The 17,444-nt window shown below is 43.8% G+C and carries 21 protein-coding genes; 4 read left to right on the top strand and 17 right to left on the bottom strand.

What is annotated here, in order from left to right; genetic code table 11:
• Positions 1-181: 181 nt before the first annotated feature.
• The 3 genes from IGQ44_09740 to IGQ44_09730 all read right to left on the bottom strand — a co-directional run bounded on the left by IGQ44_09740 (position 182) and on the right by IGQ44_09730 (position 2,663).
• Positions 182-538, bottom strand: a complete 357-nt coding sequence (locus IGQ44_09740; GenBank protein ID HIK38256.1) for a hypothetical protein — start codon at positions 536-538, stop codon at positions 182-184.
• Between the two features lie 275 nt (positions 539-813).
• Positions 814-1,608, bottom strand: a complete 795-nt coding sequence (locus IGQ44_09735) for a TIGR03943 family protein (GenBank protein ID HIK38255.1) — start codon at positions 1,606-1,608, stop codon at positions 814-816.
• A 26-nt stretch (positions 1,609-1,634) separates the two neighbouring features.
• The gene (locus IGQ44_09730) at positions 1,635-2,663 is read right to left on the bottom strand and encodes a permease (protein HIK38254.1); all 1,029 of its coding nucleotides are present in this window, start codon (positions 2,661-2,663) and stop codon (positions 1,635-1,637) included.
• Between the two features lie 878 nt (positions 2,664-3,541).
• Here IGQ44_09730 and IGQ44_09725 point away from each other — a divergent pair.
• Positions 3,542-4,045 carry a tetratricopeptide repeat protein gene (locus tag IGQ44_09725; protein HIK38253.1) on the top strand — a complete coding sequence of 168 codons (504 nt, stop codon included), beginning with the start codon at positions 3,542-3,544 and terminating at the stop codon, positions 4,043-4,045.
• On the opposite strand, the gene IGQ44_09720 is transcribed toward IGQ44_09725, so the two are convergent.
• Positions 4,042-5,223, bottom strand: coding sequence for a class I SAM-dependent methyltransferase (locus tag IGQ44_09720; protein HIK38252.1), 1,182 nt, complete (start codon positions 5,221-5,223; stop codon positions 4,042-4,044). The genes IGQ44_09725 and IGQ44_09720 overlap by 4 nt on opposite strands.
• Positions 5,224-5,492: 269 nt before the next feature.
• Between IGQ44_09720 and IGQ44_09715 the strand changes: the two genes are divergently transcribed.
• Positions 5,493-6,215, top strand: coding sequence for a hypothetical protein (locus IGQ44_09715; protein HIK38251.1), 723 nt, complete (start codon positions 5,493-5,495; stop codon positions 6,213-6,215).
• A gap of 106 nt (positions 6,216-6,321) precedes the next feature.
• Here IGQ44_09715 and asnS read toward each other — a convergent pair whose 3' ends face one another.
• Together asnS and IGQ44_09705 are read right to left on the bottom strand one after the other, a co-directional pair.
• A complete protein-coding gene (gene asnS, locus IGQ44_09710) occupies positions 6,322-7,713 on the bottom strand; it encodes an asparagine--tRNA ligase (protein HIK38250.1) in 1,392 nt (463 codons plus the stop codon).
• Between the two features lie 68 nt (positions 7,714-7,781).
• Entirely contained in the window at positions 7,782-8,201 is a 420-nt protein-coding gene (locus IGQ44_09705) for a hemerythrin family protein (GenBank protein ID HIK38249.1), read from the bottom strand.
• Between the two features lie 155 nt (positions 8,202-8,356).
• Between IGQ44_09705 and clpS the strand changes: the two genes are divergently transcribed.
• Positions 8,357-8,656: an ATP-dependent Clp protease adapter ClpS gene (clpS, locus tag IGQ44_09700; protein ID HIK38248.1), complete on the top strand. Its 300-nt coding sequence runs from the start codon at positions 8,357-8,359 to the stop codon at positions 8,654-8,656.
• 36 nt (positions 8,657-8,692) lie between these two features.
• Here clpS and IGQ44_09695 read toward each other — a convergent pair whose 3' ends face one another.
• Genes IGQ44_09695 through rpmH form a run of 6 tightly spaced genes read right to left on the bottom strand, consistent with a single transcriptional unit; the run spans position 8,693 to position 11,876 of the window.
• Positions 8,693-9,181 (bottom strand): DUF177 domain-containing protein, encoded by a 489-nt coding sequence (locus IGQ44_09695; protein ID HIK38247.1) that lies wholly within the window; start codon positions 9,179-9,181, stop codon positions 8,693-8,695.
• Between the two features lie 46 nt (positions 9,182-9,227).
• Entirely contained in the window at positions 9,228-9,719 is a 492-nt protein-coding gene (locus IGQ44_09690) for an RNA-binding protein (GenBank protein ID HIK38246.1), read from the bottom strand.
• Positions 9,720-9,760: 41 nt separating this feature from the next.
• Complete coding sequence (gene yidC, locus IGQ44_09685; GenBank protein ID HIK38245.1) at positions 9,761-10,906, bottom strand: membrane protein insertase YidC; 1,146 nt, start codon at positions 10,904-10,906, stop codon at positions 9,761-9,763.
• A gap of 50 nt (positions 10,907-10,956) precedes the next feature.
• Positions 10,957-11,349, bottom strand: coding sequence for a PH domain-containing protein (locus IGQ44_09680; protein HIK38244.1), 393 nt, complete (start codon positions 11,347-11,349; stop codon positions 10,957-10,959).
• Positions 11,339-11,704 carry a ribonuclease P protein component gene (locus tag IGQ44_09675; GenBank protein HIK38243.1) on the bottom strand — a complete coding sequence of 122 codons (366 nt, stop codon included), beginning with the start codon at positions 11,702-11,704 and terminating at the stop codon, positions 11,339-11,341. Before IGQ44_09675 ends, IGQ44_09680 begins: the two co-directional genes overlap by 11 nt.
• Positions 11,705-11,738: 34 nt before the next feature.
• A complete protein-coding gene (rpmH, locus tag IGQ44_09670; protein ID HIK38242.1) occupies positions 11,739-11,876 on the bottom strand; it encodes a 50S ribosomal protein L34 in 138 nt (45 codons plus the stop codon).
• Between the two features lie 234 nt (positions 11,877-12,110).
• Here rpmH and IGQ44_09665 point away from each other — a divergent pair, with 234 nt between their 5' ends.
• Positions 12,111-14,093 carry a GAF domain-containing protein gene (locus tag IGQ44_09665; GenBank protein ID HIK38241.1) on the top strand — a complete coding sequence of 661 codons (1,983 nt, stop codon included), beginning with the start codon at positions 12,111-12,113 and terminating at the stop codon, positions 14,091-14,093.
• A 35-nt stretch (positions 14,094-14,128) separates the two neighbouring features.
• Here the strand turns inward: IGQ44_09665 and cobU are convergent, their stop codons facing one another.
• The 5 genes from cobU to ybeY all read right to left on the bottom strand — a co-directional run bounded on the left by cobU (position 14,129) and on the right by ybeY (position 17,162).
• Positions 14,129-14,671, bottom strand: coding sequence for a bifunctional adenosylcobinamide kinase/adenosylcobinamide-phosphate guanylyltransferase (gene cobU / locus IGQ44_09660; protein ID HIK38240.1), 543 nt, complete (start codon positions 14,669-14,671; stop codon positions 14,129-14,131).
• A gap of 14 nt (positions 14,672-14,685) precedes the next feature.
• Positions 14,686-15,459, bottom strand: coding sequence for an MBL fold metallo-hydrolase (locus IGQ44_09655; GenBank protein ID HIK38239.1), 774 nt, complete (start codon positions 15,457-15,459; stop codon positions 14,686-14,688).
• A 6-nt stretch (positions 15,460-15,465) separates the two neighbouring features.
• Positions 15,466-16,056: an aminodeoxychorismate/anthranilate synthase component II gene (locus tag IGQ44_09650; protein HIK38238.1), complete on the bottom strand. Its 591-nt coding sequence runs from the start codon at positions 16,054-16,056 to the stop codon at positions 15,466-15,468.
• 39 nt (positions 16,057-16,095) lie between these two features.
• Positions 16,096-16,533, bottom strand: a complete 438-nt coding sequence (locus tag IGQ44_09645) for a diacylglycerol kinase family protein (GenBank protein HIK38237.1) — start codon at positions 16,531-16,533, stop codon at positions 16,096-16,098.
• Between the two features lie 131 nt (positions 16,534-16,664).
• Positions 16,665-17,162 (bottom strand): rRNA maturation RNase YbeY, encoded by a 498-nt coding sequence (gene ybeY, locus IGQ44_09640; GenBank protein HIK38236.1) that lies wholly within the window; start codon positions 17,160-17,162, stop codon positions 16,665-16,667.
• Between the last annotated feature and the right edge of the window lie 282 nt (positions 17,163-17,444).

The following is a 17,444-nucleotide window of genomic DNA, read 5'->3' as shown; positions in this document are numbered from 1 at the left end:
CGTTGTTTACCGCTGCCATCTGAATGAGTTAGTGTTTTTTAGGCTGTCTTCCCTCCATCACTGGTATTTAAAAATGATTAGTTGTCTTCCAATCCCCCGTTTCCTTCTACCCCACTGGCATTTAGAAATGCTACTATCCTTTGCCGGTATTGGGAAAAAATTATAGGCCATTTCTTGTCATCTACCCTTGGCATCTAGCCAAAGACTTTAGACTATCCTCCCCCTTGGTGGTATCTATTCCAAATAAGTGTGATGGGATAAGTGTGATTGTCAGTATGTTGTCGGTTGTCTCCCGTCGGCTACTAGCATCCAGACAAAAGAATATGGTGGGTGTTTTCTTAGCTATTTTTTGCCATTTACTAGTGGCAGCTGCCCAAGAATATTTAGCACTTTTTGGGGAATTCACTGCTGTTGCTTGCCACCTCCATGGGGGAATAATATTTTCTTTTTCAAGTTGCTTAATGTTGGTGTCTTCCTGAAAATAACCACCCTTTCTTAGGCTATTAAATATTAATTTCTCTAACTCAATGGTATTCATAAAAATACTTCTTTTCCACTTCTGTTGTGGGCGAATAGCCTTGGAATAAACAAAGTGTTTTCCCTGAGAAAGTAGATTTTATCAATCACGAAAAATGGCTTCCAGCCGGAAAGCATTAGGGGGAAAAGTTGGCTGAGTTTGCCAGACATATTTTTGGGGATGATGGCGTATATCCAGCAGGGAGACCACTTAGGAAAACAATTACAGGTTGTCTGCGTAACTTTGGCTTGTATTTTCCAATGGGGCAATATAACCAACTAGGCTTGGGAGGCGGGTTAGTATTGGTAGGGATTTTTTGGGGCAGCTATTCTTATTACCTCTTCTGCCTGCAATGCCAATTGCCTTCTTGCCGTCTTCTCTGAGAGGGTGGGGAGATTTGCCACTTTCATTACTCCTCTGACTTGTAACCAACTGTCTGGAGGATATTTATAGCGAGGTTGTGGCAACTCTACCAGCATACCCACCGGATACGCATCTGCCGCACAACAGGTTAGCACAAAACGGGAAAGATAGATATAATTTTCTGGCAAATTTTCCCCATATACCACGAAGCCACTTATATCCGCCCTTTGACCAACATAATTGTCGGGCTCTGGATATACACTTAGGGTCCTTATCCATTCTATCAAAGAACGTTTTTCTGGCTCTGTTTGTGGTGAAAAAGACTGAGGTTGCAGGGTGGTTGGCGGCAGGTCATTAACCCCCCTTTTCATCACCGTCTCACTGTTTAGCACCATGGGTGGCACCGTTAGACCTATTATAGCCACAAAAATCAATAAATTGCTTGCCCACCCCCGAGGGAGAAGGCTACTGTTATATTTGTTTTCTTCCAACACCCCCGAGGCAAAATTAGGCTGGAATAACAACAAATAGACTTTAGTTATAAACACCAAAAATAGAATAATACTACTAGCAAAAACCAGGGGAAAATAGCTAGGATGAATTAGTAAATATAATTCCCCCGTTGCCCAATATTTAAACAGCAATAAACCCCACAAAAAAAATGCCATCAATTCCTTCGCCTGTCGGCCATTTATCCTCCTTAAAAATTGTAAATATACCCTTTTCATAGGCGAAAATATTACTATAAGTATAGCTAGAATAAGTAGCTGTAACCGAGGGTAAGAACAAAAGTTAATTGGGCTATTATAATCATCATATATGTTAGCATCCTAGGTCTAAAAATGGATAACATTAATCCCAAGGCTTTGATGTCTATCATGGGACCAAATACCAAAAAAGCTACAATAGAAGCAGTGGTGAAGGTGGAAGAAAAGGACAAAATGAAAAACGAATCTACAGTGGAACATATAGAGATTACCGCTGCTAAAATCATCATGGCTAGAATAGAGGTAACACTATCTTGCCCCAAATTGAGAATAATATCCCTAGGCACAAAAACCTGAATGCCAGAGGCGACGGCACTGCCCAAAATCAACACTCCCCCTAACTCCCTAAATTCGTTGTACACATTATTAACAAATAAATGCCATCTACTTTGAAGAGGAAGTTTAGATTTTAGGATAGGCTTTGAAGGGAGTAAAGTTTCATCTATTTTGATGGTTTTCCCCCCAGAAGAAAGCAAGAAGCTACCAGACTGTAGTAAACTATACTCAGCAATGGGGTTAACAGTTTTCAAATGGCATTGTTTAGCCTCCATAATAGCAGTTAGACGCTTCGCCAACAACGGCCTGAGGAATGGGCGAATATCTTTTTGTACACTAAAAATACAACCCAAACTAATGGCTATTATCAGGGAAAATATTATCCTCAGCCAAAATACTTCCGGTTGCCCCCTAAAAGCTACATATGTAGACCAAATAACTACGGGATTGAGAGTGGGCGCCGCTAAAAGAAAAGATATTGCCACGGAAATTGGTAAGCCCTGCAGTAAAAGACGACGAGCTACAGGTATGTTTCCACATTCGCAAACGGGAAAGAAAAAACCAAAAAGACTGCCAACAATAGCCCCAACAATGGGATGATTGGGAATTTTATTTATCAGATTACCCTCTTCAAAGAAAAGTGGAAAAACACTGGACAATAATACCCCCAACAACAAAAAGGGAATTGCCTCCACCAGGAGACTAATAAATAGAGTAAATGCCGTATAAATTTGAGTCATATACCTGTTTTAAACCGTGAAATTTACAGCCCCACTAATAAAACTGAACTTGTCTCTGAAATGCTAACTGGTTGTTGTTAAATTATAGGAGAATGGCAAGGTTTTTAACATTCCCTTTCTAAAGCCCATTGAATCACAAAAACTGCCAGTGAGTTGCAAAAACAAAAAACAGTGATGTTATTCACTCCTTCTTATTCCCATTGAATTATAAGACAGTAGTAAAGTTTTCAACATTGTATTCAGTTAGCCGGGGAAAAGTTATAATAACCTCCCGGCAGTTAGGATTCCCCGTCGACGGGTAGACAGAAGTAATAGAATTCTTATTACAGTTGCTTGGAAGTGAGAACATATTACCACAGTGGTAATAGATTTTTTACCCTCCCAACACTTGATTTTCTCTTTCTTCAAGACTCTATTGATGGATTTTAGTCGGAGGGGGAGAAAGTCGATAAAGATAATTAGATTCATTGAGACGGTGGGATGGAATTGTTATTCTTTTCGGGGAATTGGGTGATAGTGGGATATAATGACAGTCAGTGTTAAAGAAGCTCCCTGCAGCAGTTGACAGGGAGGGTGGTAGTTATAAAATCGTCTCCTTATCCTCATCTTCCCCCCTCATAGTCTGACAATACCCCATGACAGAAACAACTCAGTATCGGCTGCCACATTCAGGCAACGTAGGCAAGCAAATGCCAACTAGTAGACGTTATCAACGCCCACCAAGTCAAAACCCCTGTCATTGGGTTTATGGGTCAATAAGCATGGGGTCATTTTATCATATCAAAGGTTTGTAAAAAATTTTGTAGACATGGCTGTTTTGCAATCAGTTTTGTGATAGACTACCACTGTTGCCTCTGAATTCTGGATGTTGTAAGGCGGTGGCACCCATTTCCCCTCAGGATTTTACTGAGAAACTCGAGAGTGGAAAATTGGCCTTTGAAAGGGGGCGTTATGGTTTAAGTGTTAATATTCTAGAACAAGCTTGTCAATTAACTCCTTTTTACAGTAAACAGGGGGGGGAGGCGCGTCTTTGGTTGGTGAATGCCTATCAGGCTGTGGGAGATTTAGACAAGGCTATTAAACTGTGTGAAGAGTTAACCGGCCACCCCCACCAGCATATAAAAACCCAGGCAACCACACTACTTTATATTCTAAAGGCTCCCAGACTGAAACGTCGTCGGGAATGGTTGACGGAGATACCCGATTTGACTGCCACCGCTGGGAATTTCAATAAACACCGCCTCACCAATCCTGGTAAAATCAAAACACCACCCCCCCAATGGGAGGATTTGAGTAAAATCAACACCAAGGATAACAATTTCCTCTGGTTAACCCTAGTGGTTTCTGTTTGTCTCCTTACTGGGTTTTTGTTATTCTCCTAGGGGTGTAGGTGTTGAAAGCCAGTGAGGGTTTGTGATTTTTGAAAACTGGTGAGGTTTTTTGCCTGTAATAACACCTTGAAACCGCCTAAGCCTTCGGGGTTGACTAGTTGGTGTAGTTGGTAACGACGTCGGATTAATTCTCTCATCCCCATGTTGCCTTCAGACAGTTTTGCCAGTCTTTCTCCTAATCCTAAATCCATGAGAAATAATGCCTGGGAGGTATAGGCTAGGGTTTGTAATCCCCATTTCTCTCCATAGGTTTGAATGGCAGAGAAATTCACATGACTGGTGATGTCTTGACAGCCAATGTTGACATAGGGGTTGTCGTGGTGTCGGTGACGATAATAACATTTTAGAGTGCCCTTAAATCTCTGGGGGTGATAGTATTTTTCTGCCGTGTAGCCATAGTCGATAGTGAGGAGATAGCCTTGCTTTATTTTTCTGCTGATTTTTTCCAGCCAATCAACTGCCCTTAGGTTTACCTCTGTGCGATAATTTTCTGGGTATTCCTCCCCCGTTAAATCTACGTTTAACGCGGCTAGGTATTCCAGGATTTTTTCTGTGGATAATTCATCAACTACCTCCACAAATCCCCTTTGGGGGTTATAGGCAACATATACTTCCTTCAGCTTATTATTCTTTTTTTCCACAATATTAACCGGGAAGGCGTCAAACAATTCATTGCTAAAAAACACTCCTTGGATGGAGTTGTCTTCTATTTCTTCTAGGCTACACCATTTCACCACTGCTATGCCTGGAATATTTCTTTTTAACAAATCTGCCTGTTTCCTTCTAAAAGTAGTAGAAGTTTCGATAATAATGTATTGCAAATTGGAGTAAATTTCATGGTAATTCTGCTGGAGGCATCTTAGAATAGTCAGGGATAAATTGCCTTCCCCCGCGCCTATTTCTACCAGGTGAAAAGGAGAAGGTTTGTCTAAAATCTCCCAAAATTGTACCAGTTGCTTGGCCAATAATTCACCAAAGTCCTCGCTAAGGGTAGAGGAAGTAAAAAAATCTCCCTCAAAGCCTATGGAGGTTTTTTCCCAGTTGTAATAGCCGTAAGGATAGCTATAGAGACAGAGATTCATGTAGTCGGAAAAGGTAATCTTTTGTTGGGGGGAGGCGAGGATGGTATCAATAATTTTTTGAGTTAATAACAGGGATGGATTTTCCATAACTTAATGGAGGAATAATAAAAAGAGATAATAAAAAGTGGAATAAGACTGTGTGGAGATAATAATGGCGAAGGGTTGGATACAGGTGGCTTGTAAGGATAAGCTGGGTTTAGACTCTGTGAGTAGGTATCAAGGCAAGGTGTCACGTCTAGGATTATAACGAATTGTGCTAGTGAGTGGGGCGTCAAAGTGGAATAAGGGGGAAGGGGAAGAAGACTAGTGCTCATTTAAATGTATGATTAACAGGAAACCAAAAATAAAACAGAAAAATGCCTTTTACTTTAAATAAGACAGGAATATGTTTGCTATGGCAATCTTCTCGTCAGAATCAGAATCAAGGACATTCTCTGATGGAATTGTTAGTAGCTGGAATAAGTAGTGGTGTGATTTTGTTGCTAGGGGTAAATGTTTTTGTAAATGTGTTGAGGATAACCGAAAACCTGGAGGCAAAAACTACTCAGAGTAACACCTTAAACAGGGCACTTTCTTACATTCAGGAAGAAATAAAACAGGCTGATTATGTGATGGCGGTGACGGGAAGTGAGGATAAAAAATGCGATTCTGCCTCTATTGATTCCCAACACTGTTTGAAGATAATCGTCTCAACTGAGGAGTTTATTTATTATGCCTTTGATGACATCAGCATAGGGCAACATACCTGGCAAAAACCGGGAGTTTTGAGGAGAAAAACTATCAAAAAGGATGGCACTGATTCTGGCTGGCGGGTATTAGTGGATGGTTTAATTAGTGTTAAGGAAAAGCAGCCTACCGTCACCTGTAATCAAGACAGTATACAGTGGGACATTTCTAATTGGAATACAGATGTTTACGGAGGAACTAGGGAAAACAAGGGGGGTTTTCGTTTTTGTCTTAACAATAAGGGGAAAAGTCAACTGGTTAGGATTTTTTTGTATGGGCATATAATGGGGACAAAGGAGAGATTGTATGTTTCCGGGATTGCCCTGACGAGGGGGAGGTTTCCCGGGAATTAGGCCACAGGGGGTAGGGGGGTGGGGGGTAGGGGTTTAATCCTTTTTTGATGGTTGTTAAAAGCAAGAAAGTTAGAATTAATGTCAAGTAGACAAACAAAATAAAATACTAAAATTCTGCATTCATGGGGGTGCGGGGGAAGGGAATAACGTCTCTAATATTATCCATTCCTGTGATGAATTGTACCAGTCTATCAAAGCCCAAACCGAATCCCGAATGGGGCACACTTCCATATTTTCTCAATTCTAAATACCACCAAAGAGGTTCAGGATTTATTTTTAATTCTTCAATTCTGGATTGTAAAACATCGAGTCTTTCTTCTCTTTGAGATCCCCCTACGATTTCGCCGATTCCCGGTGCTAATATATCCATGGCTGCCACTGTTTTGCCATCGTCGTTGAGGCGCATATAAAATGCCTTAATTTCTTTGGGATAATTGGTAACAATTACTGGTTTTTTGAAATATTCTTCCGCTAGATAGCGTTCGTGTTCTGATTGTAGGTCCACCCCCCATTCTACCGGGAACTCAAAATTTTTGCCACTTTTTTCCAATATATTAATTGCCTCGGTGTAGGTAATCCTGGCAAATTCACTATTAATAATTTTTTCGGCATTGCTGAAGACATTATTATTAATTCTCTGATTAAAAAATTCTAGGTCATCGGGACATTTTTCTAATACATATTTGAAGATATATTTGAGAAATTCCTCAGCTAAATTTTGGTCTCCTTCCAAATCACAAAAAGCCATTTCCGGTTCAACCATCCAGAATTCGGCCAGGTGTCGGGAGGTATTGGAATTTTCTGCCCTAAAAGTGGGGCCAAAGGTGTAGACATTTGTAAAAGCCATGGCCATTATTTCTGCTTCCAATTGGCCACTGACAGTCAGATAGGTATGACGGCCAAAAAAGTCATCCTTATAGGTAATTTGTTTGTCTTTTTGTTGACTAATTTCCTCTAAATCAAGGGTGGTAACTGTAAACAATTCACCTGCGCCTTCACAATCACTAGCGGTAATAATGGGGGTATGAACCCACAAAAAACCACGACTTTGGAAGAATTCATGGATGGCGGTGGCACAGGCGTTTCTCACTCGCATAACTGCGCCGAGGGTATTTGTCCTCATGCGCAGGTGGCCTATAGTTCTTAAAAATTCAAAGGAGTGACGTTTTTTTTGTAGGGGATAAGTTTCGGGATCACAATCACCTATTATGTCAAGGGATTCGGCGTGTAATTCTATTCTCTGACCCTTGGCAGGCGATTCTAATAAATTTCCCTCTACTGCTATTGCCGTGCCGGTATTTATTCTTTTAATTTTCTCGGCATAGTGGGGCAAATTGGAGTTGACAATTACTTGTAAATTAGCCAAACAAGATCCATCATTTATTTCCAGGAATGAAAACGCCTTGAGTTCCCTTTTAGTTCTCACCCATCCCTTTATTTTTATCCTCTCTCCCGGTTGAGCTTCTCTTAGTATTCTGACTATTCTTTCCAACTGCATAGGGTTTTTTTTGGTATTTTTTGGAGAGAAAAAATCTCACATTTCCCCCCATTATACCACCATTTTGGTTATTTAGTTACCCAAGCGTTCCTATATTTTCTAAGATATTCAATCATCTTTAAATCCTCGTTTTTGATGTGATGGATGAGCCAATTGGTGAGGAATTGAGACAGTTCTATGGTGAGGAATTGCTCATGATTTTGCATTTTATTCTGCAATTTTAAGACGTCCTGGGTTAGTTCCTGATGGGCTTGTCTATGTTCCTCTAGGTGAGGATAATTGTACTGAGCCATTATTTTCTCTTCTAGGGAGAAGTGTTCGGTGGTATATTGACCAAGTTGGACAAGAATATCAGACAACACCTCTTGGCCTTTGCCCTCACTCATGGCATCATGTAACCTATTGATGAGTGAGAAGAGGAAACGGTGTTGTTGATCGATTTCTTCTATGCCGGTGGCGTATTCATCACGCCAAAAAGCAATGGGCATGGGGCAAGGACGCCTGGAGGCGTATAGTAACATGCTATCTACATTATAACCCCGACGGGGGGCAAATGGGCATAATCCCTGTTTTAGGATAAAATAATGGGAGTGTAGGAGGAGAACAGTTGCGCGGTTGGGAAAATTAGGCAAAGGGAGGGATAATGGCGATGTCTGCTGGAACAATCACAGCACCGACTAAATCAAGAGAGGTAGTGCGAAAACACTACCCCAACTACAAGGTGATTGTGTTGAACGACGATTTTAACACCTTTGAACACGTTGCTAACTGTTTACTGAAGTACATACCCAACATGACACCGGAAAGGGCATGGGAGTTGACCAATCAGGTGCATTTTGAGGGGCAGGCGTTGGTGTGGGTTGGGCCGTTGGAACAGGCGGAATTGTACCACCAGCAGCTGAAGGGGGAGGGGCTAACCATGGCCCCCCTGGAGCCGGCATAGCCGTAGTAAAGAAAAAAGCATGAAGAATTACAGACCCTAGTCTGGGAGGAGGTGCTTGAGCTGGGCAAGGGCAGACCAACGGCTGTCCACCTCGGGGCCGGTGCTGGAATAAGGGGGTATGCTACAGTTGTTGCTGCATATGTTACGGAGGGGGAGGGCCAGACAGAGTTGTTGATAAATCCAGTCTTCTATGAGGAATTCGCTGTCTGGCGGCAGGGTTTCACACAGCTCCTCCCAGGTGATTTCCCTCTCGGGGAGGGGGTTTTGTGGTTCTTCTTTTAGGTATATGATTTCCGAGGTATCTACAGATAGACGATGATTGAAGGTTTGTAAACAGCGATCACAAACTAGGGTGATGATGGTGTCCGCCACCAGGGACAGTTCAATGAAGTTGCCCCCGTGACGGATGGTAAAAAGCCCCCTGACAGGGGTAAGGGTATCCAAGCCGGCAATGCGATGGCAGAGCCGTAATACCATCGTCCGCTCCGGCATCTTCAATAGCTGGGGAAGGTGGATGGTTTCCATTGTCTTTCTCCTCGGGTTAGGGTCAATTTTCTGGTGGCGGTCCGGGTTAACGTCTCAATTTTACGACCAGACGACGATCTGGTTCACTGCCGTAACTTTCGGTGGCCAAATCCCCTGCTTTTGCTAGGAAGTTGTGTACTTGTTTTCTCTCTACTGATGAAAGATGACGTATTTCCTCTGGCAGGCCGGTGAGTCGGACCTTTTCGGCGGCCCTCTGGGCAATGGCCATCAGTTCCGCTTGGCGGCGAAGCCGATAGCCATTTAACTCGATTATATAGGTGCATTGCTCATTTTCTGGGAGATTGAGATTTAGCAGGACGTTTATGAGATACTGCAGGGAGTCTATATTTTCCCCTTTTTTGCCGATGAGGGCGTCTATGACACTAGCGGGGAGATTGGTTTGGTCGATGGTTAGCCAACAGGAGACTGTGCCATTTTCCCCTTCTTCTATTCTACTTACATTAACGTTGGCGGGCACACCCATCAAAGCCAGGACGGTTTCTAACCATTTTTTGCCCCTTTGGATTTTGTCCTCCATAACTACTCTTTCCCTTACCTCAATTACACAGTACAACAATACTAGGAAGTTTTTTCCTTCTTTTTCAGTTTCCTTTTCTCAAAAGGAAGAGGTTGTTTTGCCTTAGCGGCTTTTTCTCTCTCAGCGACTATTTTTTGTAGGTTTTCCGGCAAAGGCTCCCGCATGAGGATGAGGGTTTGGATGGTCTGAAAGATATTAGCAATTACAATATACATCAAAACCCCCGCCGGCAGTGGGAAGAAAAGGAACATGGCCGAGAAGATTATGGGTGTGATTTTGTTTACTGTCTGCTGTTGTTCATTTTCGGGGGTATCCTGTCCGGCGGAGGCCAATTCCTGGTTGAGATAAATGCTCAAACCAAAGAAGACGACCATGGCCAGGATGTCCCAGTTAATGCTACCATCTCCGTTCACCACCCCCACTTTTCCTAGTGCTTTGACAAAGAGGAAGCCTTCATTGGCGGCAATGCCGGGCACTGTTACTTGAATTGTAGCATCTCCCGGGGTAAGGGCTGTTATTTGTCCCTCTTCGTCTATTTTAACTCTTTCTTGTCCTTTCAGTACCTTAAAGCTGGGCGTGAGGTGGGATTCCGGGTAAGAGGCTAGGATGCTGTCTAGGGTTTTGCCTTGGGGGGTTTGCAGTTCTATTTTTTCTGTCTGTCCTACCACCAGTTTATTGCCCCCGGGGAGTATAACGCTTACTGGATAGTGCACTCCGGGGCTGACGAACAGATTTTGGGGTTTAGTAGCAAAGGGTTGGGGTTGTATTCTTTCAATTTGTTCTCTGGGGAAAATCTGGATGTCCACGGTATAGTTGGTGTCGGCGAAGGGTGAGCCTCTAAGAGTGGCAAACAGGGCAAACAGGATAGGCATTTGTAGCAGGAGGGGCAAACAGCCGGCCAGGGGATTGCCAAACTCCTGCATGAGTTTAGCCATTTCCTCCTGTTGCTTTTGCGGATTATCTTTATACTTTCGCTGTATTTCTGCTTGTCTTTCCCGTATTAGGGGTTGAGCAATCCGCATCCTTCTCATATTACGGATTTGCCCTGCACTAAGGGGATATACTGCTAGTCTTACCACCAGGGTTAAGGCAACTATGCCGAATCCGTAACTTGGCACAATCCCATAAAAGAAGTCTAGGATTGGCAACATTATGTTGGTGGAGATGAAACTGATGCCAAAATCCATTGTTTTTTCTTTTCTCTTTTTACTTTGTTCTGATTGTAAACAATTCTTAACTATTTAGCGATGGCTTCTATGGGTTTGCCGGTTTTTTCGGCCGCCCTTTGGCAGATGTAGTCATATATTTCCCGGAAACGGGGTAAAGAACGCATTTCCAGACGACTCTTGTCTTTCAGGGTTACTACAATGTCCCCCCAGAAACCTAATCCCCGTGGCACCTTTACCACTTTTACTATTTCCGCATAGATTATATCCGTCCTGTCTCTTCCCATCCAACCCCCTGTTACAGAAATCCTACGATTAGTAATACGGTACCTTAACCATATAGCCCTGACAATAGCGCCTACGGTGAGGGGCAAGAAGATGACGGTGAAGGCCAACAAGATATTTACAATTAAGTCGCCGATGTGTGGGCCGCCTTCGTAGAATACCTCTTCTTTAATTCCCATGGATTATCCCTGCCTTGATAAATAACTTCTCTAATTCTCTCAAAAAATTATCATAATTGCATTCAGTCACTTCTGGCTTTACGATGATGACTATTAGCCAGGGGGAGGTAAAAAGGGGGAGGAGATTGCGGAGAGCATTACGTAGATGCCTTTTAATCTTGTTGCGCACTACTGCCTTTTTGCTTACCTGGCGGCTGACACACAGGCCGAATTTGGTAGGTGGTGGGGGGGAGGTATTGGCAGTTACGGGGAGGGCCCTTACGACAAAATAACGACTTGCTACGCGTATGCCCTGTTTGTATACAGCCTCAAAGTCTTGACGTCTTTTAAGTCGGTTTTTAGAAGGTAATCCCACGTTAGCGGCAGCTTTTACAAGGAGGAGTATACTGTTATACTGCCAGTCTTTTTCTGCCCTTGCGACGACGTGCCTGAATTACCCTTCTACCACTTTTTGTCCTCATGCGGGCTCGGAAACCAGAGGTGCGCTTTTGTTTCCGTCTGGTGCCCATTAAAGTTATTCTAGTCATTTTTGCCTCCTTTTCTCGGCTCTACCAAAAAAACATTTTCCATTATAACAGCAATAGGCTAGCCCGGATGGTTTAACTCTTTGTTACAAAACTTAACATAAAAAGGAGGGAATACTCCAGCGAGCCGGGCGGAAGTGATATAGGATAGATGGTAGTTTCAGTCCCGCATGTCGGCAGAGTGTGGCAAGGGAAGAAAGACGAGTAATAATCAGAGAAAACACAACTCAGGCGGCGATGAGCAATCTAGGTTCGGTTGTTGAGGAGGTATTACAGTTATTCCCGGAGAAGAGACCACAACTGTATTTCAAATCCTCATTAATTGCCCTCTCCCATGCCATGGAAGACCAGGTTTTGGCGGGTGGAGGAGATGCCTTGGTAATTGCCAGCTTCCAGAGGGAGAAGTTCTATAAACAGGAGGCTCATCGTTACTTGAAAATTGGGCAGAAGTGTTCTCATGTCTACGTCTTGGCCGCCCCGGAGAGTGATTTTGACAACAGTTCAGAGGTTTATGAGAAGATTGCTTTCTCTCCCGATGATCCTTTAGCCCAGGAATGGCACTTAGTGGTGCTCACTGCCCATTATACTGGCTGTTTGGTCTGTCGTGAGAAGACCTATATTGATGCCGTTGAGGCGGTAATGGACAATAGTCGCCGGTTTGAGGGGATTTGGACTTGTGAACAGAGGGTGAGTAGAAAGGCAGCATTGATTTTGTTGCGGCGTATCCTCTATTATCGCCCTCAGTTGTCTGAGAAGGTGGAAAAAACCATTGCTACCTACTGTCTCGAGGAGGAGGAGGAAGTGGGTGTAGAACAAGAGGGCAATTCCGATCCCTTTGTCCAGAGGTTGATCACCTATTTACAGGCCGGCCAGTATAAACTGATGAAGGCCTATGGTCAGTTGGCAGCCAAGGAGAAGAAGGAAAGACTTTTAAACTCTGTTACCACTGCCATACGACATTCCATGGATCCGGACGAGATTTTGCGGTTGTGTGTGGAGAAGTTGGGAGAGGGCTTTGGGGTATGTCGTTGTCTCATTTACCGTTGTCAGGAGGAAGACACAGAGGCAGAAATCGAGCATGAGTTTATTCGGGAGGGGGTTACTTCTGTAAGGGGGTATTTGTGGCCCCTGAGGGACAATCTTCTGTTTCGGGAGGTGGTTGCCCAGAAGGAGTCTGTGAGTATTGATGATGTGAAGGCGGATGCTCGTATTTGCGGCGATGCCAAGGTGTTATTGCCCTTGGTGAACAGTTGTTGTATTGTTTCCTGGTTAATTGTGCCCATTCTTTACCGGGGTAGACTATTGGGGATGATAGAACTACACCACTGCAGAGGCAATCCTGTTAACTGGAAACAGGAAGACATTGCCCTGGTTAACACCATTGCCACCCAGGTGGGAGTGGCCCTCATTCAGGCGGAGTCTTATGCCCACTTGGAGGAGTTAAACGAGCAGTTGGAGGCGTTAGATCGCACTCGCTCCAATTTAGTTGCCATTACCGGCCATGAGTTGAGGACACCTCTTTCTACTATTCAAGTCTGTTTAGAGAGTCTTGCCAATGAGCCTGACATGTCTGAAGAGTTAAAACAGGTGATGTTAAGCACTGCCCTTCATGATGCCGAGAGGATGCGGCAACTGATTCAAGATTTTCTCACCCTGTCTCAGCTAGAAAGTGGTAATATTCAATGGCATCCTGAGCCTCTTTCCCTACAGGAGTGTATTGACTTGTCCATATCCCAGATTCGCTCTCGTGCCAGGGGCAATTCCCTCCCTCAGATCGTCACTGATTTTGACTCCTCTCTGCCACTAGTACAGGCTGATGGGGAGTGGCTAGTGGAGGTTTTAAGCAAGCTTTTGGACAATGCCTGTAAGTTTACCAACAGCAACGGGATAGTTACTATTAGCGTCAAGGAAAGAGACTCGCACACCCTGGAGGTGACTGTTGCCGACAATGGCAGGGGTATCGAACCGGAATTGTTAGATAAGGTCTTTGAGCGATTTTATCAGGAAGAGGGCGCTTTGAGACGGTCTAAGGGGGGCACCGGTTTAGGTTTAGCCATTTGTAGGCAAATTGTCAACACCTGGGGGGGCGAAATTTGGGCCGAATCCAAGGGTAAAAATCAGGGCAGTGCCTTCCATTTTACTATCCCCATCTATCAGGATAATTCTACTTTGAAAACCGCTACTAAAAAGAATAGGAAAAAACAAAAATCAAAAGGCTAAGAAACTCCTAATTATCTCCGGAACAAATTGCAAGTTTAACGCCATTGAGATGGCAGTCTGAGGCCGATTTTAGTAATGTCTACTGCATAGCCGCCCACTGTGAGATATACTGTATTGGCGAGTTTCCCCACTTGTTGAATCAACTCTCCTAGGCGACTGCGGAAAATTCTGCCTGTCGGGTAAGGAGGTATGACACCCCAGCCGGTTTCCTCTGCTACCAGGATAGTTTCTCCCCTACGCCGTCTTAGGGTGGTTAGGAAGTCTTTTACTATCCTTTCCCAATTTTCCTCTTGGATTTCTAGATGGTTAGCAACCCAGTTTCCCAAGGAGTCAATAAGGACACAGGTTTGCGGGGGAGCATTTTGAAGGGCATTACTTATTTCATGGGTTATTTCGAGGGTTTGCCAGTCTTTTGGCCTTCTTTGTCTATGTTTCTCTATTTTTCGCGACCATTCTTTGTCTTCTGGTATTTTTTGTGCTGTAGCTATATAGAGTACAGGCTGTTGAGATTGACTGGCAAGATACTCTGCCCATTCACTTTTACCAGAATTGGCGGCGCCCGTTACTAGGATAAGCATGTGGATATGTAATGTCAGAAGGCTTGGAAAACACGAATTAAAGTGCCTTTTTGGGGTAAATCTTTTGGTCTGATGGTGGTACGATTGCCTTTGATAAATCCTATAGCCATTCCCTCTTGTTTAGCAAGTGCCAAAAATGAGTCTACCGGCTCCAGGTTACAATTGTTCTTATCGGCTGCGGCGGTTAGATACTGGGTAGGGAATACCACTTTAGGTGTGAGGATTTTGATGGCTTCTATAGCTTCTTTGGCATTATAGGTTTTAGCAGTACCTCCTACCGGGATAAATACAACATCTGGACTTCCCATGAGGATTTTTTCCTCAATACCGATGGGAGAGGCAATACCACCTAGGTGTAAGAGGTTTAATCCTCCTTGACGCCATCGCCAAGCCACATTGATGCCAAATCTGCGCCCTTTTTCCCTGTCATGAAGGGTTTTAATACCTTGGAATTCTATGCCCTTTACCTGGTATACTCCTGGTTCAAACATCAATTTAGGGTTATCAGGTAAATCGGTGACACTCCCCTCATCCAACAGACGACTACTAATCATGACTATATCTACAGAAGGGTTTGGGGGGGGATATTTAGCAGTGCAGCCGATGCGGCTGAAGGGATTAACTAGGATTCTGGCTTGGGAGTTGGTGAATAGGAATGCACTATGGCCCAACCATTGGATAGTCACACCCTCTTGGGGGTTATTTTGGGCAACAGCAGGCAGATGCTTCCAGAGAATTACTGTGGCTAACCCCCCGCCAAAGCAAAAAATCCAATCGCGGCGTTTCATGGTGAGTTAGTCTATCTGTTTGAGGAAATTGCCTAATAATTTTAGCCCAGAATCTGTTAGGATACTTTCTGGGTGGAATTGTACTCCCTGTATATGAGGATATTGAGTATGACGGAGGCCCATGATAGTATTGTCCTCTGTCCAGGCGGTTATTTCTAGGACAGGGGGTAGGGTTTCTCTATCTACCACGAGACTATGATAGCGGGTGGCGGTGAGGGGGTTAGGTAAATTTTTAAACACACCAGCGTTATTGTGGTAAATGGAGGAGGTTTTGCCATGCATCAAAACTGGTGCTGGCACTATTTTACCACCATAAACTTGTCCTATGGCCTGGTGTCCAAGACATACGCCTAAAATTGGGCATTTTGGCCCTAGTTTTTCTATTAATTCTAAACAAATACCGGCACTATCAGGATTGCCGGGGCCGGGAGAAATGACAATGGCGTCGGGTTTGAGACTCTCCACCTCCTTAACACTGATTTGATCATTACGATATACCCTGATGTCTTCAGCTACGGCATAGTCAGTAGCCAATTCACCTAGATACTGCACTAGGTTGTAGGTGAAACTATCATAGTTGTCGATGACGAGAATCAAGCTATTTCTCCTCTCCCTCAATTAGACTTAATTTGGACTCTATGAAAATATTAAGTCTATCCCATGGGGTAACAAAATAAAAGCCGCCACCATCAGTGAGGCAATTGAGGCGACTAATACCGCGCCTGCCGCACAATCCTTGGCTATTTTAGCTAATTCATGGTAGGTTTGCTTGACTGTTAAATCCACCACCGACTCTATGGCCGTGTTTAATAGTTCCAATACTAACACCAAGGCACAGGTGAGGGCAATCAATGCCATTTCCACTCCTGTCACCCGGAGACAAAAACCTAAACCCAAGGCGATGGCAGTCATAAAGGTGTGGATACGGAAGTTACGCTGGCTCAAAAAGGCATATTTTACCCCTTCCCAGGCGTATTGGAAACTCACTAGCAAGTTGTTGGCTACCTTCCATGCCAGACGACGTTTTCCCACTGTCTCTATCTCCGACATTGATGCCAGTTGAAACTTTGACATTTTTCCCCTTTTAGTGGTTTTATAGCTCCGACTGCCGGAATTTTAGCAGTTTGTGCCCTTGCTGTGACCATTTTTTCTCTTCTTCTTTGTCTTCGGGGGATTTTCTGTAACTTTTTATGTAATTCAAGCTCCTAAGAGTAGGGGTAATGATAGCCTATGGAAGCCAAGAGGGAGACTTGTAGGGTTATCATTTCTTGTAGGGATTTTTCATCCGGGTGATCCCATCCTAGTAGGTGTAATAAACCATGACTAGCCAACCATAGTAATTCTACCTCGAGGGGGTGTCCCAGTTGTTGAGCTTGACGGGAGGCGGTTTCCACAGAGATAATCACATCCCCCAGGATAACACTGTCTAATTCCAACGGAGGGAATTCTGTTTCCAAAGCGGCGAAGGATAACACATCAGTGGGTTGATTTTTATTTCTGAACTGGTAGTTGAAATTCTGGATGTCTTCGTCGTCAGTAAGGCGAAGGGTCATTTCATAGTTTTTTTGGGCATCCAAGTCCAATTCCAGACTGTTAAGCCATTTTTCCAGATATTTTTGCCATTGAGCCTCAGTTATTGGCGGATTTTCTTGTCTTTGGCTGAAATACAAATCCTCCAGATACAATTCTAGATGGTAGGTCATAGGGGTATAGGGGTTAGGGGTTAGGATTTAGGGGGGGTTAGGATTTAGTTGCTATTGAAACTCTTGGAGGCTATGACGAGACAACCACTTTCCTGGGATTAGAGGCACAAGCGCATTTTAGCACATATGGGGTCAATGCCCAACCGGGGTTTGTTCGACCGGCCGGAAGATAGGATGAGGAAATGTGGGGTTTTGGGTTATGGCTTACAAGATGCCGAGGTATTGCCCTTGAGGCCACTGAAAAGGAGGTTATTTAGCTCTTGGTGTATATGGTTATACCAT

It is taken from the genome of Geminocystis sp. M7585_C2015_104, from assembly GCA_015295805.1.
In the GTDB taxonomy this organism is placed as follows: Bacteria; Cyanobacteriota; Cyanobacteriia; order Cyanobacteriales; family Cyanobacteriaceae; genus DVEF01.
This window is presented reverse-complemented; position numbering and strand designations above follow the sequence as displayed.

Excerpts from the sequence above, each read along its gene's own strand:
- IGQ44_09740 (HIK38256.1), bottom strand. The coding sequence starts at position 538 with ATGAATACCATTGAGTTAGAGAAATTAATATTTAATAGCCTAAGAAAG.
- IGQ44_09735 (HIK38255.1), bottom strand. The coding sequence starts at position 1,608 with ATGAAAAGGGTATATTTACAATTTTTAAGGAGGATAAATGGCCGACAG.
- IGQ44_09730 (HIK38254.1), bottom strand. The coding sequence starts at position 2,663 with ATGACTCAAATTTATACGGCATTTACTCTATTTATTAGTCTCCTGGTG.
- IGQ44_09720 (HIK38252.1), bottom strand. The coding sequence starts at position 5,223 with ATGGAAAATCCATCCCTGTTATTAACTCAAAAAATTATTGATACCATC.
- IGQ44_09715 (HIK38251.1), top strand. The coding sequence starts at position 5,493 with ATGCCTTTTACTTTAAATAAGACAGGAATATGTTTGCTATGGCAATCT.
- asnS (HIK38250.1), bottom strand. The coding sequence starts at position 7,713 with ATGCAGTTGGAAAGAATAGTCAGAATACTAAGAGAAGCTCAACCGGGA.
- IGQ44_09705 (HIK38249.1), bottom strand. The coding sequence starts at position 8,201 with ATGCCCATTGCTTTTTGGCGTGATGAATACGCCACCGGCATAGAAGAA.
- clpS (HIK38248.1), top strand. The coding sequence starts at position 8,357 with ATGGCGATGTCTGCTGGAACAATCACAGCACCGACTAAATCAAGAGAG.
- IGQ44_09695 (HIK38247.1), bottom strand. The coding sequence starts at position 9,181 with ATGGAAACCATCCACCTTCCCCAGCTATTGAAGATGCCGGAGCGGACG.
- IGQ44_09690 (HIK38246.1), bottom strand. The coding sequence starts at position 9,719 with ATGGAGGACAAAATCCAAAGGGGCAAAAAATGGTTAGAAACCGTCCTG.
- yidC (HIK38245.1), bottom strand. The coding sequence starts at position 10,906 with ATGGATTTTGGCATCAGTTTCATCTCCACCAACATAATGTTGCCAATC.
- IGQ44_09680 (HIK38244.1), bottom strand. The coding sequence starts at position 11,349 with ATGGGAATTAAAGAAGAGGTATTCTACGAAGGCGGCCCACACATCGGC.
- rpmH (HIK38242.1), bottom strand. The coding sequence starts at position 11,876 with ATGACTAGAATAACTTTAATGGGCACCAGACGGAAACAAAAGCGCACC.
- IGQ44_09665 (HIK38241.1), top strand. The coding sequence starts at position 12,111 with ATGAGCAATCTAGGTTCGGTTGTTGAGGAGGTATTACAGTTATTCCCG.
- cobU (HIK38240.1), bottom strand. The coding sequence starts at position 14,671 with ATGCTTATCCTAGTAACGGGCGCCGCCAATTCTGGTAAAAGTGAATGG.
- IGQ44_09655 (HIK38239.1), bottom strand. The coding sequence starts at position 15,459 with ATGAAACGCCGCGATTGGATTTTTTGCTTTGGCGGGGGGTTAGCCACA.
- IGQ44_09645 (HIK38237.1), bottom strand. The coding sequence starts at position 16,533 with ATGTCAAAGTTTCAACTGGCATCAATGTCGGAGATAGAGACAGTGGGA.
- ybeY (HIK38236.1), bottom strand. The coding sequence starts at position 17,162 with ATGACCTACCATCTAGAATTGTATCTGGAGGATTTGTATTTCAGCCAA.